Consider the following 17,853-nt stretch of genomic DNA (forward strand, 5'->3'; position numbering starts at 1 on the left):
TTGACATTAAATGAAAAAAATAATTCCGCTCTTAATACTGTCCTTGACCCTAGCCTGTCAGTCTAAAAATCAAAACAACCTATCCAAAGAAGGCACTCAAATGGAAATGTACGAGGAAAATTGGGAAAGCCTTAAAAATTACGAAATTCCACAATGGATGAAGGACGCTAAGTTTGGCATCTTTATTCACTGGGGTCCCAATTCAGTAGCAGAACGTTATACTGATTGGTATCCAAGATGGATGTACTTGGATTCTGGTATTGTGAACCCTCAAACCAATAAAGTGGTCAACAACAACGCCCACCCGGCCGTGGCCTATCACAGGGAGAAGTTCGGTGACCAAAAGGATTTTGGCTTTAAAGACATGATCCCCCTTTGGACCATGGAAAACTTTGATCCTAAAACGTGGGTAAATCTTTTCAAGCAATCAGGAGCGCAATATGTCATACCGGTAGCAGAGCATCATGATGGTTTTGCACTCTATGAATCTACCATTACTCCTTACAATGCCGTGGATATGGGGCCCAAAAGAGATGTTTTAAAAGAGCTAACGGATGAGATCAAGAAACAAGGACTCATCTGTGGAGTAAGCTCACACCTAGCGTTCAACTACAACTACTATAATCAACAACCCTATTTTGACACGGGAAACCCACGATACGCAGACCTATATGGTCCTCCCCATACTATGGGGGATTCGGTAAGTACCGAATGGCTGGCCGATGTATGGTGGCCCAGAACAAAGGAAATCATTGACAACTATCAACCGGATATTCTTTGGTTTGACTTTTACCTCGACCGGGCCGAATTTGCCCCATACCATAAAAAGCTGGCGACCTATTATTATAACTCCGGCATTGAAAGAAATAAATCAGTGGTTTTACAAACCAAGAACCTGCACTATAAATCTTATCCCGAAGGCACCCATATGCTGGACCTTGAACGCAGCAAAATGGACTCCTTGCGAAGGGACTATTGGCAGACTGATACATCCATAGGCAAAAACTCGTGGTATTACTCAAAGAATTGGATACCAAAAGACGCGGGAAGCCTAATAGCAGACCTTATGGATATTGTAAGTAAGAACGGATGCCTTTTACTTAATATCGGGCCTAGAAAAGACGGTATCATCCCAGAAGATCAGAAAAAAACACTTTTGGAAATTGGTCAATGGCTGGAAATAAATGGAGAAGCGGTTTATGGTTCTACCTACTGGGAAGTTTATGGAGAAGGGCCGACCAGAACTGCGACCGGCCACCTATCAGAAAACAAAAACAAAGGCTTTACCCAAGAGGATATCCGCTTTACTACCAATGAAGACGCACTTTACGCCACCGTACTTGTACCTCCTACAGAAGATGTGCAGATAAAATACCTAACAAATTCTAAAATTGACATCTCTTCCATCCAACTATTGGGCTATGATGGTAACATTGAGTTTGAGCAATCAGCAGGCGGGACATCCATCAAGTTACCTAAAGATACTGATTTGAAACATGCATTGGTTTTTAAAATCATTAAAGCAAAACCGCAGACCAATAACTTATCAGCGCATTAAACAAATATGATATGGAGAGTTTATGCTACGACACCTACAAAAGCTTGTTAGCTATACTTCTATCCTTGACAATTGGCTCATGCTCCTCTAAATTACCGGATCCTAAACGTCCCAATGTTATTATCATCCTCACAGATGACCAAGGATATGGAGACCTTAGTTGTCATGGCAATGAATACATTCAAACACCCCAATTGGATAAATTATATAATGAGTCCGTTCGGTTTACGGATTTTCACGTTGATCCGACCTGTGCCCCTACCCGTGCCGCACTGATGACTGGTAAATACTCACATGGTGCAGGTGTATGGCATACCATCGCAGGGGGCAACCACCTGCGCGCAAAAGAAATGACCATGGCTGATGTTTTTAAATCCTCAGGATATCAAACTGCCCTATTTGGAAAATGGCATTTGGGATCCAACTACCCCTATCGTCCAATGGACAGAGGATTTGATGAATGGATCGGCCAGGGAGACGGTGGTACGGGCACTACTGATGACTGGTTTGACAATGATCGCGTAAACGATCATTATTGGCATAATGGCGAACGAGTACAAATAGACGGTTTTGCCCCGGATGTCTTTTACAATGCCGCAATTGATTTTATCAAAAAAAAGAAGAATACGGATGCCCCTTTCTTCGTGTACTTGCCCACTTACCTACCTCATGCCCCCCATACCCTGCCTGACACGTTATTAGCTGATAACTCCTCCCCGGACGTCTCAACCCACGTTTCTTACTTTTATAGTGGAATAGAAAGAATAGATGCCAATATCGGTCGCCTAAGAGAAATGCTAGAAGAAACCGGACAAGCGGACGACACCATTCTCATATTCATGAGTGACAATGGAGGAACAGCAGGCGTCCCATTGTTCAATGCTGGAATGCGAGGACACAAGGGGCAAGTATATGAGGGAGGCCATAGGGTTCCATTTTTTCTTCATTGGCCCAATGGACAAATAAGGCATGGCTCGGATGTAAAAGACCTTACTGCGCACATAGACCTATTCCCTACCCTGTTGGATCTTTGTCAAATAGACTTGGAAAAACAACCTTCATTCGATGGCCGCAGTTTTAAGGAGCAGCTGTTTATCCCTGAAAAGCCTCTTTCCGATCGAACGGTTTTTGTAGAAACCCAGCGGACAATTACATCGAAAAAATGGGTAAACACAGTAGGAATGAACGGCAAATGGAGATTGGTCAATAACCAAGAACTCTATGATATATCAAAAGATCCAGCACAAACTAACAATACCATTGCTGACCACCCTGAAATTGTTAAAACAATCCAGGATGACCATGTGAATTATTGGAAAAACGTAAGTCCAGGCGATAGGGACAAACCAGTCTATATTGTAGGCCATGAAGCAGATCCTGAAACCTATTTAACATCCTCGGACTGGCACTTGTCAAAAACGCCTTGGACCCATGCTCAGGTTGCTTCCGGGCCATCAAATATAGGCACTTGGGAAATCAATGTTTCAAGGAAAGGAATCTACAGGTTTGAGGTTAGGAGATGGCCAAAAGAGGCCAATGCGCCCATTTCCGGCATTCCAAGATTCCATAAAACCATTGATGCATGGGATAAGAATGGGGGAATTGACAAACTTATTTACGGAGACCAAATGAAGCCTTTACCTGTAAAAACCATTCAACTTGAAGTGGGTGGATACACTGAGGCGAAGGCCGTCGATTCAAAGGACACTAGTCTGACATTTGATGTCGAACTAATAAAAGGTAGAGCCACCGTAAAAGCCATTATGCTGGATAATGAAAATCAAGTCCTGGCTGGAGCTTATTACCTATACATTACACCCTATTTATAAAACCCTGACTGAGGATTTATGGGCTCTTAGCTCCTCACAGAAACCACGGGAATCTCAGAAAAGCGCTGTTTCATTCTGGGTTTTCTGTGCCTTCCGCGAGAAATAACAACTACTGTCAAGAAAGCGTATAATCAAATTTCCTTTTATCTTTTCAGTTAACAAAGCATTCCTAACCATTTCTTTACAGATCAATTGCCCGATCAACTACTAACCTGAGCTCGACTTATTTTTAGCATTAAAAGCGTCATACGCGAACCCTTTTTAGGTGGATGTGGGTTGGAAAAGGGTATGGCAACTCGCCGCGGCGAGCTGCCACGGCTTCCACTCCCTCAAATCTCCCCTAAGCCTCGCAGTGCATGTTCCGACCACTGTACGGAAACGGTTTTCTAATCGAATTGAGGTTACTATTTATTTTGCTGATAATACCTCACCCAATCGATTTTCATGCTGGTACCGTCTATGGCGTCCGTCACTGTTCCATGCCACTTGATGATTGCCAGGCTTAAAAAGATGGGTGCTTCACTAAAACTAAATTCATTGACTACCCTCCGAATTTCTTTTCCATCCAAATAGAATACCAGTTCCTTTTCATCCCATAACAATCCGAATGTGTGATATTCACTCGAGAAATCGATATTTTCAAAAGTGAATGCTTCTGGGTTTCGCGTGCTTATTTTCTTACCACTTTCCGTCAGCACCAAATCGGTGTGATTATGTATATTCGTATTCACCATATTAGGATAATGACCTTCATTTATATCTAGCTCAAACCGCTTACCTTCAGTTGGAGAAGCTCCCTTTGTCATCAACCAAAACGAGTTGTTTGTCGCTTCTGCTGCCGCATATTTATAGCGACATTCAAAATAGCCGTATTTAAACTTCCTTTTGGTCCAGATACTTGCTGAAGTCCATTCCTGTCCTGCCTTGTTCTCTTTCTTGTTTTTAAGATACAATACACCGTCCTTAACTTCGGCATTTTCACGCCACCTACTACAGAGTATATGTCCACTTGGACCATTTTGGGCTTCCCAATTTTCATCTAGCCGTGCATCAGGATATTCAAAATCATCTTCCCATACCAGTTTGAATTTTTTCTTCACAACACGCGGCACCTGTGCGGATACACTCACAGTGATCAAGAAGAGCATAGAACTTAAAACCAAGATCAGCGGACCATTTTTGGGTCTATTATTTTTCATATTCATCATCTATTTAAGCAATTAATTATTCTTATAGCACTTTACCCAACATGCTGGGCGCGATCGCATAACGTCTTGTGCCTTCAAATTTGCACAGAAGCAACAGATCAAACCTGTATAAAATAAGAGTTTGAGAACCCCAACACTATATCTAATGGGGTATAAAATATAACCTAAAATGCTTTGCAACTTATTCATAGATTCAAATCTGCTCTTACAAGCTCCGACCAATTGCTTTCGCCCATAGGCGTATTCCTTGAAACTTGTAAGTATTGTGTCCCTGGCTTATCCAGCTCAATAGACATCATCCCGCGGACATTAGATCTGAAAGTCTTATCCAGATTCTCAGGATCCTTGCCATACCTCACTGTGTACTCACCATCGGTAAAATCACTTGAATACCCTATCACCAGCTGACCATCAGTAATAAATGCATCCCAAACTATCGGTGGCAATACCTTTTCCGTCATGGTTACTTTTACAGTCTTCGAAGGCTTGCTTTCTCCCTGATCATTGATCGCCACAAGGGCTAGTTCATAAGTTTTCTCAGTACCAAGATCTCCGATATCTACAAAATCAGCAACCGTCTTCTCTGATTGCATTACCTTAGCACCATCAGTGTAAGTCACATAGTATTCTGTAGCGTTTGGCACCTGATCGAACAATACCCTAGCTGCATTTTTGCCCGCTATCACCTCACGAATCTTCGGTGCAATGGCACGCTTAAACGAAATGGTTTTTTCTAAACGTGTATATCCTGTTGGCGCCTTTAAGCGGAGCGTGAGGTCAAGAACAGCTGAAGGCAAACCAGTCCATGTAAGCTCTTCAGACCATTCCTTATCCTGCGGCGCAAGGTCGGGAAGCTGTAAGGCATTTTCAAAAACAACTTTACCAGTAGCATCTCTAAATGCATACTCCAATCGGTAGTCCCGCATGGTGTAACTTGGGTAGTCTTTGGCATCGCGAATAGACATGCTGACATTAGCCTTACCGTTGGTAAAGTCTACATCAGATACCTCTATACCTTTCACTGGTGAGTGCTCTCGCTGTATGCGATCAAAAAGCCGCCTTTTTTCCCTCCAGGTGGTGATGACTCCCCACACTCTGTTTTCTTCCGCTGTGGTACCCGCATAAGCACTTCGGTAGTCATTAAAGGTCCACATGGAGGTACCAATCACAAACTCATTTTTAAACCTAAAATGATCCATCCATTCGGAAAACACCTCTTTATCACCGTCCAGCGCAGTGGAAGGAAAAGGATCAAATCCAAATTCTGATATAAAGATTGGTTTGTCTGGCCATTTGGTTCTCAGCGCATCCAATATCTCCTGAGGCTCTCCCTGCCACCGGTACATATTGTGCATGATCATGTCCACAAAGGTATTGGGATCTGTTTGAGGGGTATACTCTTCTTTTTGGCCAGAATTGCTCACGCAGGTCACCAATCGGTACGGATCCAACTCTTTTTTTACATATTCGATCATCTCCCGGCCATATTCATAGTGATTATTGAGCTCATTGCCCACACTCCATCCGATAATGCTGGGGTGGTTGATATCGCGCTCGATCATTCCTTTGAGCCAGTATTTAGCAAGCAGGTAGTTTTTCTCGTTCACCTCCACCCCATGTGCTTCTCTCAACATCACATAAGGCTCGTCCAACATCAGGATTTCTTCTTCTGCCCAATTTAGGTTTATACCTTGTTCCTCTTCTAGTTTGGCTACCGGATAGTAGTTGGCACGGAATTCATCATTGTCCAGGTCACGTACATTGATCTCTTCAAAAAGCAGGATACCCTTTTGATCACAGAGCTCAATGAGTTTTTCGTTTTGTGTGCCATGCATGATGCGCATAAAGTTGGCTCCGGACTCTTTCATTAGATCCACGTCTCTCTCCAATACTTCCAGAGGCTCAGAAGATCCCCAATAGCGGCTCTCACTTACCCGATTAAATCCCGCCAGACGAACGGCCTCCCCATTAAGCAAAAGCTGTGAATCAGTCAGCTGAACCTTACGGATACCAAACTGATCGACTTGTGTACTCAGCACTTGGCCACTTTCAGAAATCACCGTTTGAACCTGATACAGCTTGGGATTATCAAAGTGCCATAGCTCTACCTCACTGGCATCTAAGGAAGCCGTGAGCGTTATTTGATCCGTGCTGTGAGGAGCAAGTAAAAGCTCTCCGCTCAAAGTAGCTAATTCATCAGCCCCACTCCTAACTGATGATTTCACAGGAATGGATCGCTCTTGGTTGGAATTATTCTCTACTTTTACCTTGAGAGTAAGCTCAGCAGTACCAGACTGTAAATCTGGATCCGCATGCATGTACTGATGGTCGATTCGTACAGTATTGGCTTGCGTGAGGGTCACGTCCCGGATGATTCCACCCCAATTCCATGTAGCACCTACAATGGCACTGTTGTCAGCTTGTACAGCGATAACATTTTTACCCTCAAAATTCAGCGCATCGGTCACGTCAAACTCAAAAGGCGTAAACCCTCCACGGTTCATTCCGATATACTGACCATTGAGATACACCTTTGACAGGTGATACACACCTCCAAATTTCAGGTAATAACGCTTACTATTTGCCTTTTGCCAGCCATCGGGCAAGTCGATATGCTTGCGGTACCAGCCAATCCCGGTATAGTTAGAAAAGTCATTGATCATGCCCCAGTGTCCCGGAACGGTGAGGTCATCCCACTCAGAATCATCAAAATCTTTCAAATGGACGCGATCAGGCTCTGACTTGGCTCTTAAGAACTCTTCCTCAGAAATTTCCCTAAACATCACAGCATCTGCCGCCACAGCACCGCTCACAATAGCCGTAAGTTCCACATAATTGTCATCAGCCTGATTGAAATCATATATCCCTAGACTCACCCACTCACCACAAACGACACGCTGACTTTGGTATTTGGTCGTGATGCCATCAGCATGCTGTATGTTGTATTGGGCAGTCAGGTGGGATGAAAAAGGAAATATGGTAAACACTTCGTAGTAACCGGATTTTTTAAATTCAGGATAAAACCTAACATACGAGCTGTCCTGAACATTGCCGTTATTAAGGTCAGTCAGGGAAAAGTAATGCTGCACATAATCCTCTTGGTAAAACCCGGAATTCCGTTCACCTTTTTTTGAGACCTTCCAGCTCCCTTTCATTTCGACATTCTCATCTGCATTATCAATGACAATATCTGATTCGCGTTCTTCTATATTGAGGTAATTGGAACCCTCGCCATAAATCGTGTAAAACTTCCATTTGCCATTTAGTGAGATTTCTTGACTCCTCACCTCCTTAGGGATAAGGCAGGTAAAAAAGAATACAATGGGTAGATATAGAAATAGTTTTTTCATGATTAGTAGTGGTTTAGTCCGGCTTATGCATTAAGAAACCGTGACAGCCTGTTCCTACTGATGTCCGGAAGGGCTGAAAGTGCAAGAAAATCAGTTAGTTTGGAGGCATTAGCGTAGCACCGCTACGGTTATGCCGAAAACTAAAGTGAAACGGCTGATTTTGAAGCAGTTTAAGGTCGCAACAGATAGGCTAATGCATATTCCGGGTTTAAGTAATTGACTGGTGGATGGGCTTCCACAGGCCTATTCCTTTTGTAGTTTCAAATTTTGTTCTTCAATCCGCTTTCTTTGATCCTTGGACAATCCCTGACGGTAATAAACGTCCAAGTCATGACGGATACCCGTTTCCTTCATCTGCGGATCGTCCACATCCAAGCTCAGGTCACAATCAAACCGCGTAAGGATGGAATGGGGGTTCACGCCATAGGTTCCGGCATTTACAAAATGTGAAAGGCCCCAAGTGATTCCGCGACCATAGTCCGTATTGGTATAAGCACCCGGCACAAATGGCCCAGCCGCTACAGGCACCAATTCGCCAATTGAAGCAATTTCAAAATTGACCCAATCTTCAGCGTATTGGATGGTAAAGTGCTCGGTGCCGTCCTTTGCCACAATGGCGCCTAGGCCTTCTTTGAAGGGAAACATCGTCACCTCATGTCCAGAGCTTGTCAATGGATTTAGAGGATGTTTTTCAAAGGGGCCAAGCGGATCTGTCCCAGTGACCAATCCCCCGCCAACCCAAACCGGATTCGGTCTGTTAAATGCGGATTTATAATAAATGTAAATTTTACCATCATGCACCAAAGGGTATGGATCGTGGATGGCATATTGATCCCAAGATCCTTCCGGGCCATTTTCGATCACCACTTTGCCCGAAGCCGTCCATGGACCATCTGGCGAATCCGCGTAGGAAACGGTCACGGGACAATAATCCCCCCGTTTTCCACTGGCCTCCATAAAACCTTGATAGTAGAGATAATATTTCCCCTTCCATTTAAGAATATCTGTAGTCGATACCGACCGCCAGCCCACCTCGGGCTTAGGAGGTCGCGGCACAGCTACTCCCTGCTCTTCCCAGTGAAACCCATCCTTACTGGTTGCATACCATATTTCAGCCAGGTCCCAATCAGTCGAAGGAATAGTATCATTGCTTTGATCGGCATTGCTTGCGCCCACAGGAATAACTGGAGTGTCCCTCTTGGTGTACCACACATAATATTGGCCATTCTCAAAGATCACCTTGGATGGATCCCGTCGAGAGATCGTTCCATCATGGCCGTTATAATCAAACCCCTTAAGCTCAGTATATTTGAACTGGGAGTATAATTCATTGTTTCGTGGATGGATAGCGCTATAATCATGAAAACTCCGCTCCATGGCCGCACTTAACTGCCGGTCTTTAGTATCTTCAGTGATGGTATAAGGAAATGGACTTTGTTCCCTATTTTGACTTGCAGTATTTTTATCAGGAGATTGACAAGCGACCAAGGTCATCACACCCGCTATTAGCATATTTTTGATCATTTATTCTGTCGTTTATTGGATTCTTCAATGCGTTTTCTTTGTTTATCTGTCAGCCCAAACTGAAAATAAATTTCCGGAGACAATCGATAATTATGGTCTTTCATTTCGGGATCATGTACATCCAAACTTAAATCACAATCAAACCGATACAGTTCTGAATGCCACCTGTCATTATTTTTGCCCCTAAAATTTATAAAGTGACCGATTCCCCAAGTAATCCCTCTTCCATTTTTGTTGTCAGCAAAAGCATCGGGTATATAGGCATTTGGTCCCGTAGGCATAAACTCGGTTATGGACATTACTTCAAAATTGACCCAATCTTTAGCGTACTGAATGGTAAAATGCTCACTACCATCTCTTATGGTCAATGATGCCACTCCTTCTTTCCATGGGAAAAAGCAAATCTCGTGGCCTGAGTTTTGAACGGGATTTAATTCATGCTTTTGAAACGGCCCAAGTGGATCTTCCGCAATGGCCAAGCCTATGCCACTCCATACGGTATGTGGTCGGTTAAATGCTGCTTTGTAATACACATAGATTTTTCCATCATGTATCAATGGCGTAGGTGCCTGAATAGCAAATTGGTCCCATTCTCCCTTTTTACCTGTAGGAATGACCACATCATCTACATGAGTCCATGGCCCATCTATACTGTCAGCATAGGCCACTCCAACAGGACAATAGTCTCCCCTAACCCCACTGGGTTCCGTAAATGCTTGGTAATACAAATAATATTTCCCCTTGAACTTCAAAATATCCGGGGTGGCCACTGCCCTCCAACCCGGAGTGGGATACGTTGGACGAGCAACTGCCACCCCTTGCTCTTCCCAGTGAAAACCATCCTCACTGGTTGCATACCAAATTTCCCCCAAATCCCAATCGGTAGTGGGTATGGTATCATTCCAAACCAAACCGTCTGCCGAGGTTTCCATTATTTTATAATCATTTGAAAATCTTCCTACTGGAGGAATTGGTGTATCACGCTTCGTATACCACACATAATACTTCCCGTTTTCAAACAAAATCTTGGAAGGATCCCTCCTGGTAACGGTAGCATCGCCATCATTATAATCGAAACCTGTTAATTTGGTATACCGAAATTGGCTGTATAACTCATTTTCCGCATTTACATGGGAAGAGTACTGGTTAAAACTCCGATCGATTGCTGCACTTAACTCGTAATCATCTGAATACTCCGTCACCTGATAAGGGAATGCTTTAGTCTCTGGTAATGGGGCCTTCAAAGGAAGAACCACCGAATACGAATCCTCACTTTCTTCTGGCAATACAGCAACTATCATTGCCTTAGGTATCCCCCCTTCCATATAAAACTTAGGCATATCTGCTGTACGTTTGGTATGCGTGACGGTTCCGTCCATCCAGTTTATCTTACCCGCTTTTATTGCCAAAAAATTCTGGGCAGGTTGCCAGTCCAATCCCATATCATCGGATTCAAACAACATCGTACTTCCCTCAGGATGGTCCGACCATACACCTCTTGAATCTTTTGCCAAACAATAATAATTCCCGTTATAGACCCACTCCAAGTGGTCATCAATTGCAAAAGAGGCTGTAGGGTGGGTGATAAATGGAATGTCGGTATCGACAAATGGACCTTCTGGTTCCCTGCTGACAGCTGTAACGTGTACTACCTTTCCCCCTCTCTCACTACCATCATCCTTAACATATTTATAGGTCATTAAAAATTGTCCATCAAGTCGTTTGGAAACTACTGGTGTGGAGACCATTCTCCTTCCCTCTACCACATTTATCAGTGGCTGATCAAAACGTTTCCATTCTCCATTCAGGTCATCTGCTATCGCAAGGCCAATACGCTGATTGTTTCTGTTGACCCACCATTCCTCATCCTCAGAGATGGATGGCATACGATCTGGTGAAGTATCATCCCAATAACCGCTGCCCTTGTTCCCCATATAATAAAGGTAATACTTCCCTTCATGTTCCATCACATGGGGATTATGCGTGCAATCGCCATCCCAATATTGCTTTCCCCGAGCAGGCAGCACGACATTTCTAAACTCATAAGGACCTGTCAGTTTATCGGAAACAGCATGAGCAATCTCAGAGTGTGTCACCCAGCCATGGTGCCCTCTACTTTTCGGCCAACGGGAATAGATGGCATGATACTTACCATCCTTGCCCTTGACGATATTGGTTCCCCAAACATTATAATTCTCCTCACTGATAATATTTGACTTGCTCCATTTTTCAGGTAACAGCTTGGTGAAATCCAAACCATCTTGTGCCATGGTACTGGTAGATAAAAATAGCGCTGCCAGCACGAATACCTCTCTCATTATTTTCATTTTTCAACAATCTTCAACATTGTTTTTGACTATATTATCTGAAACAAAACCTATTTCTCCCAAAATGAGAAAACCTCCTTAAGTTGTCCATAGGCTTTTTTCCTTTCTCTACGTTCATTGACCACGCCCCACTCCCTAAAGCCAGAGGCAGGGGTTCCTTTGTATTTGCTGCGGTAGTCATTATAACTCCAAATGGAAAAACCCGTGACATACGGCAGGTCCTTTAAGCCTTTTAGTTCGGTGACTAGCTCTTCACTTAATTCCGCAGCAGGGGCAGGCCCTATTTGGCTTTTACCGATTTCTGAAATGAAGATGGGCTTACCCGGAAATTTCTCATGGGTCTTCTGTGCAAGCTTCACCGCCTCGCCGTAGGAATTCATGGAGATAAAATCCACTTTTTCATAAGGTTCTGTTCCCACCTCACCTTGGCGGTAGGAAGTAATCGTCACATAAGTCTTCAGTCTAGAAGCGTCAAGTTTTTCTACATAATCGAGCATGGAATTGACATACTTATATTGGGCAGTGGTCATGGATTTTTCGGACCATTCTCCTTTAGGATCACGGAGCTCGTTGCCTACGCTCCAGGCAACTATACTAGGGTGGTTATAATCCCGTTCCACCATTTCTTTGAGCCAATGTTTGGTCAGTGGGTTATCAGGGAAAGCCTGAGGATCATCATCGCCCCACACAGGGATTTCCCCTACCAGAAGAAATCCAATACTATCGCAGAGGTCAAGCAGGTCTTCTGAATAGGGCGCATGCATCAGGCGGGCAAAATCTCCCCCAAGGTTATACTTGATATCCATCATGTCTTTACGCACCAAGGGATCCGGTTCGGTATTGCCATAAGCAGGGTGATCGTGCACACGGTTTACGCCATTCAGGCGTACCGGTTTATTGTTAAGGAAAAACTGTTCTTCCCTGACTTCAAACTTCCTAATCCCAAACTTATCTGTATCCAGGTCTACTGTTTTGCCATCCACGGTCACTTGACTGGTCAAGGAATAAAGGTTCGGCGCATCAATACCCCACAATTGGTAATCGGCCAAGCTCCTATTGAATTTTATTTCCGAAAAGACCTCCTCCCCAGGCGCCACATCTTTGGTCGCATAAACTGTATCCTGCTGCTGATCAATCGTGGTCCTTATATCAGCTGTGACGGTTTTGGAACTGTTATTTTCCAGTTTATACCTAATGGCAAATTGCACTTCATCACGCTCAAAATCCGGTATGGCAGAAATATGTTGGCTCACAAGCCTTATCGGTTCATGCGCCTCTAGGCTTACCTCTCGGCTTATGCCTCCCCATGGCCACCAAGCTCCGCGGTTATAGGAGTTATCTGCCATCACGACCAATGAATTGTTACCATCACGGTCTATAACATCCGTCACATTGAACCCAAAAGGGGTATAACCTCCCACATGCTCACCTAAGAATTGTCCATTTAGCCATACTTTGGCTGTTTGGTAAACAGCACCGAAATGTACCCTGACATGTTTGTCTGTCCAGTCTTCAGGGATGTTAAACTCCTTGCTATAATAGCCTTTCCCTACAAAATCAGCGTAACGGTCCCTGGTATCCCAGTTACCCGGTACATTTAATGTGTCCCATGAAGAATAATCAGCAGTTAGCAATTGGTCTTTTCCTATCTCATTGGAAGCCAAAAAATGCCAAGTCCCATTTAATGAAATGACCTCTTGGTATTGCCCAAAGGGCAACTCCTTTTTCCCACAAGAAACAAAGGACAAAACTAGGAATAACAAACACAATTGTTTCATTTTTTTGATCGGTTTTAGCGTGACGATAGCCTGTCTGTTCATGATGCTGAATGTTTCTTTAGTCCACTCACGGAGCATGCTTGACAATGGACAATGGAAGCTGGACATTGAAGGAATGGCGGACATTATTCGCATCAATGGTATCAGCGGCGCATAGCAACGCTACCGGTTCTCCTTTTTCCATAAACAACTGAGGGCGCTCCAAATGGTCCAGCTTGGTAGTCGAGCCATCTTCCCAAGTGACCGTACGGTCAGATACTTCAAAATACTTCCCTTTTTCCCACTTAATACCATCCTCCGAATCGTAATGAACCAATGAAAAAAGCCGTTCACTGCCTTTGAACTTTATGCGCTTGACAATAGCTCGGTATTTCCCATCTTGAAACCAGATGTACGGGTCCTCAGCGGGAAAGCGTTCTCCTTCGAAAGTAAACACAGGATCGGGATATTTCTTAAAAGGCCCTGTAGGCGAATCGGCAATGGCGACCATATGTACCACTGGTCCACCTCCCGGAAGTGGTTCTTTTTTCCCTACAGTTTTGTAAACCATCAAAATCCTGCCGTCCTCCATTTGACACACGGAAGGATTGGAAGTCATCAGTGCATCATGGGCAGTGCTGTCCGAAGCGATGTCCAACACAGGCTGGTCAAGTCGCTTCCATGGACCGTTTGGACTATCGGCCACGGCCACTCCTATTCGTTGGTTATTGCGGTGTACCCAGTTGATCTTCGGTTTTCCAGGAGTACTTACTATTTCTTTATCGCCCTTATTGCCCATATAGTACAGGTAGTACTTTTCACCTATCTTATATACAGTGGGATTATGGGTACATGATCCATCCCAGTAATTCTCCCCTCGATCAGGAAGGGCTACCTCCCTATGTTCAAAAGGGCCAAATGGGGATTCGGAAACCGCATGGCCGATCTGGGAATAGTTGACCCATTCCCAGCCAATATTTTTGGGCCAAAACGAATACATCATATGGTATAAACCATCCTCACCTTTCACCAGTGAGCCACCCCAGATGCTTGCTGTATCACTGGAAAATGAAGAATGCGCCGCTATTTTGCCAAGCTTTATTTCGAAATCAGGTGCTTTTTGCTTGAGCTTACCATCCGACTGCCCACATCCATAAGCCAGCAGGATGATCGCTCCCATTAGCACCTTGATTGGTATAATTGTTATTTTACTATCCATCTTTCTTCTATTTAATTGATTCTTTAAACAACGCATCTCCATGCGCTTTGCCCGCCTTGATCAAAAAGGGTGTGGCTCGTCATTTTCCGTGCTTCTGAATACATATGGTTTCCACTGTTCATATCGCTTTTGCCATTCTTCCAGTGTTCTTGTTGGGTAGGTGGAGGGTAATCCACCCATCCTAAATTCCTGCGATACTCCTTGGTCTTGGATGGACTTCCTCCATGCATAAAGCTCGCCCAGCAGCTGGTCCTTGATCGCTCCATAGGCTTTGTCATAAGCAAGATTCTGGAGCTCATAGGGATCCTTGGAGATATGGTACAGTTCGAACTCTGGCTTAGTGGGAGCAAAGAATTTTGCCTGATCTTCGTTCAGTTTTCCCTCTAGGTACATGACACTCATCTCCGCCAGCATGGGATAGTTGTCTTCTTTATATCCGCTATACTGTAGCCAGGCTCTTTCAGGCATAAGGTTATGGATAAGTTTGTATTCCTTGGACCGGATGGTGCGCATAGCATCATGTGTGCTGCCCATCCTGTCCCTTGCTGCATAAATGTATTGGCGTGGTGACAGAGCATCTGAAAACAGGGACCTCCCCTGCAATTGGGTCTTGGGCCTCGCTCCTGCCACATCCAGTATGGAGGCGGTTACATCTATACTTTGTACCAAGTCGTCGCTCACCTGCCCAGTGCCGACCACACCGGGCCACCGCATGATCAGGGGCACTTGAATCCCCGGGTCATATAAGAACTGTTTGCCGCGAATGTGGCACCTTCCATTGTCCCCTATCAAAATGACCAAGGTGTTTTCTACAAGACCTTCATCCTCCAACCTGCTGAGTATCTCTCCAATTTCCCGATCGCAGAGCTGCATCTGCTCCAGACCGTTTGCCCAGTCACGTCTGGCAAATGGGGTGTCCGCATAGTACGGAGGAAGCACCACCTCTTCGGTGGCAATAGGATTTAAGGGATCCCTTTTCCATTCACGGTGGGTACCGGTAAGTGTTATTTGGGCAAAGAAGGGCTGCCCCTTCTTACGGTCTTTCCAGTCATCGCCCATAAACCCCAAGTCACCTTTAAAGTTGGCATCGGTTTTAGCAGACTTCATCAATGCGGTATAATAGCCCGCTTCTTTCAGTAATAGTGGCAGGGGCTTTATACCATGAGGCAATACTTCTTTATCCTTCTCGGCTGTTCGGTGTTGCTGGGCACCGATGTAATTTTGATGAAACCCAGTAATCATCGCTGACCGGGACGTAGAGCATACAGGACTGGTGCAAAAGGCATTGGTATACCGTGCTCCTTGACTGGCCAAAGTATCCGTAAAGGGAGTCTGGATGCCCTCGGTCCCATAGCAGCCGAGATCAGTACTCCAATCCTCCAACATGATCCAAACGATATTGGGCCGAGGAGCGGCTTTTTCACCCTGCGCCATACTTGCAGAAGCGGTCAGCATTAAAATGCTCCACAAAACAACCTGGATGACTACAAGCCCCTTGGTTACCTGATACTGAAGCCAGGAAGCAACTACTTGGTTATATAAATTAATTGTACCCATAAACTTATTATCCGGATTCATTGGTAATTTAACTACTGATCATCCCAACACGCCTTATTTCCATGGTTCATTTTGGTCTAAATTGGCGTTAGTAAGCACTTCATTTTCTGGAATCGGAAAAAACCGGTGCTTGGGTTGGACCGGACGTGTTGGAAACCAATAATTGGTAACTTCTCCAATCTCCAAAAACTCCCCTGTCCTGGTCATATCAAACCAACGGTCCGCCTCAAATGCCAACTCCCATGATCGTTCTTGCATAATGGCCGCCAAGTACTCCTCCAAGGTGATCGCAGAAGGAAGTGGGCCTAGACCTGCCCGATCCCTTACCGCATTTACCATTTGAAGTCCTTCCCCTTGGACCTGACCACTTGCTCTTGCGCTGGCTTCAGCATAAATGAGCAATATATCAGCATACCGTAATATCGGGAAATTGGTCTCGTTTCTAGCACCATTGGCCATAGGGTCGGCATATTTTGCGATGATCACCCTTTCTTTCAGGTTTGGGTCATTATCCATGGTATGGAGAACTCCTTGGCTGTCCACAAAAGAGGTATCCATTAACTGCTTCCGCAAATCTCCATCTGCATAAGAATGATAAAACTGCTCAAATGCAAAGCTGGATCCCCAAGCGGTAGCGGCATAGACGCCGTTTGACCCTGCTGGTGCCAAATAGGAGGTGAAATTCTGGGACTGGAGATTTGGACTACGCGAAAATTCTACCGCAAAGATATTTTCCACCCTATTGGCATTTTCACGGCTTACGTCCCAAAGTTCCCCTGGGCTGTCCACCAGCCGGTAAGTACCGTCATCCATCACCGTCTTGGCCATGTCCCTTGCCTCTGCATACTGTCCATTATAAAGATATACTTTTGCCAATAATCCTTGGGCGGCTCCTTGTGAAGCCCTTCCGCTCACCTCCGGAATTCCTGGATTTAAAATATCCCCAGCTTCCTTTAAGTCTTGGATGATCTGGGCATAAATCTCTGAAGAAGGGTTCTTTGGTGATTCAATATCAGCTAGGCTGGCAGTCGGAAGGACTTTAAGGGGCACTTCTCCAAAAGTCTTTACCAAATTAAAGTAAAACAAGCCTCTCAGGAACTTGGCTTCTGCAACGATCTCTTCTCTACGTGCTTCATCCATGTCGATCAGCGGAACGTTCTGGATGACCAGGTTGACATTATTGATACCATTATAGCTTTCGTTCCAAAACTGCTCTACTTGATCGTGGGTAGCATCGTAAGTGAATTCGGTCAGCAAATTCCGTCCCACCACTGGCTTGGGAAACATTTGGTCTGCCGAATAATCACCAAGCATCCAAATGGACTGCCCGTACATGCCGGGTTTGGTAAGTGCTCCATAAGCAGCCGTGATGGCTGATTCAGCATCCTCCGCAGTATTATAATATTCATTGATCGTCAAAAAACTATAGGGTGTTTCTTCTAAATCACTGCAAGAAAACAGTGTCATTGCCAAAATAATGGCGCTCACAATGCGTTTGGTATAGATATTCATGGCTTTTTGGGT

The 17,853-nt window shown here is 44.6% G+C and carries 10 protein-coding genes; 2 read left to right on the forward strand and 8 right to left on the reverse strand.

What is annotated here, in order from left to right; genetic code table 11:
* The first annotated feature begins 10 nt into the window (after positions 1-10).
* The gene (locus DN752_RS05375; RefSeq protein ID WP_112783000.1) at positions 11-1,558 is read left to right on the forward strand and encodes an alpha-L-fucosidase; all 1,548 of its coding nucleotides are present in this window, start codon (positions 11-13) and stop codon (positions 1,556-1,558) included.
* An 11-nt stretch (positions 1,559-1,569) separates the two neighbouring features.
* Positions 1,570-3,387, forward strand: coding sequence for an arylsulfatase (locus tag DN752_RS05380; RefSeq protein WP_112783001.1), 1,818 nt, complete (start codon positions 1,570-1,572; stop codon positions 3,385-3,387).
* 404 nt (positions 3,388-3,791) lie between these two features.
* On the opposite strand, the gene DN752_RS05385 is transcribed toward DN752_RS05380, so the two are convergent.
* The 8 genes from DN752_RS05385 to DN752_RS05420 form a co-directional block, all read right to left on the reverse strand.
* The gene (locus DN752_RS05385) at positions 3,792-4,586 is read right to left on the reverse strand and encodes a glycoside hydrolase family 16 protein (RefSeq protein WP_211324149.1); all 795 of its coding nucleotides are present in this window, start codon (positions 4,584-4,586) and stop codon (positions 3,792-3,794) included.
* Positions 4,587-4,780: 194 nt separating this feature from the next.
* Entirely contained in the window at positions 4,781-7,945 is a 3,165-nt protein-coding gene (locus DN752_RS05390; protein ID WP_112783003.1) for a glycoside hydrolase family 2 TIM barrel-domain containing protein, read from the reverse strand.
* A 243-nt stretch (positions 7,946-8,188) separates the two neighbouring features.
* Positions 8,189-9,469, reverse strand: coding sequence for a glycoside hydrolase family 117 protein (locus tag DN752_RS05395; RefSeq protein ID WP_112783004.1), 1,281 nt, complete (start codon positions 9,467-9,469; stop codon positions 8,189-8,191).
* The gene (locus DN752_RS24730; protein ID WP_211324151.1) at positions 9,466-11,787 is read right to left on the reverse strand and encodes a family 43 glycosylhydrolase; all 2,322 of its coding nucleotides are present in this window, start codon (positions 11,785-11,787) and stop codon (positions 9,466-9,468) included. The genes DN752_RS05395 and DN752_RS24730 overlap by 4 nt, the downstream gene beginning before the upstream one ends.
* A 59-nt stretch (positions 11,788-11,846) precedes the next feature.
* Positions 11,847-13,616, reverse strand: coding sequence for a glycoside hydrolase family 2 protein (locus tag DN752_RS05405; protein WP_211324153.1), 1,770 nt, complete (start codon positions 13,614-13,616; stop codon positions 11,847-11,849).
* Positions 13,617-13,641: 25 nt separating this feature from the next.
* Complete coding sequence (locus DN752_RS05410; RefSeq protein WP_211324155.1) at positions 13,642-14,772, reverse strand: glycoside hydrolase family protein; 1,131 nt, start codon at positions 14,770-14,772, stop codon at positions 13,642-13,644.
* A 60-nt stretch (positions 14,773-14,832) separates the two neighbouring features.
* On the reverse strand, positions 14,833-16,329 hold the full coding sequence (locus DN752_RS05415) for a sulfatase family protein (RefSeq protein ID WP_211324157.1): 1,497 nt from the start codon (positions 16,327-16,329) through the stop codon (positions 14,833-14,835).
* 54 nt (positions 16,330-16,383) lie between these two features.
* Positions 16,384-17,841 carry a RagB/SusD family nutrient uptake outer membrane protein gene (locus DN752_RS05420; protein WP_112783005.1) on the reverse strand — a complete coding sequence of 486 codons (1,458 nt, stop codon included), beginning with the start codon at positions 17,839-17,841 and terminating at the stop codon, positions 16,384-16,386.
* Positions 17,842-17,853 lie beyond the last annotated feature (12 nt).

The sequence above is a fragment of the Echinicola strongylocentroti genome, assembly GCF_003260975.1.
GTDB lineage: Bacteria > Bacteroidota > Bacteroidia > Cytophagales > Cyclobacteriaceae > Echinicola > Echinicola strongylocentroti.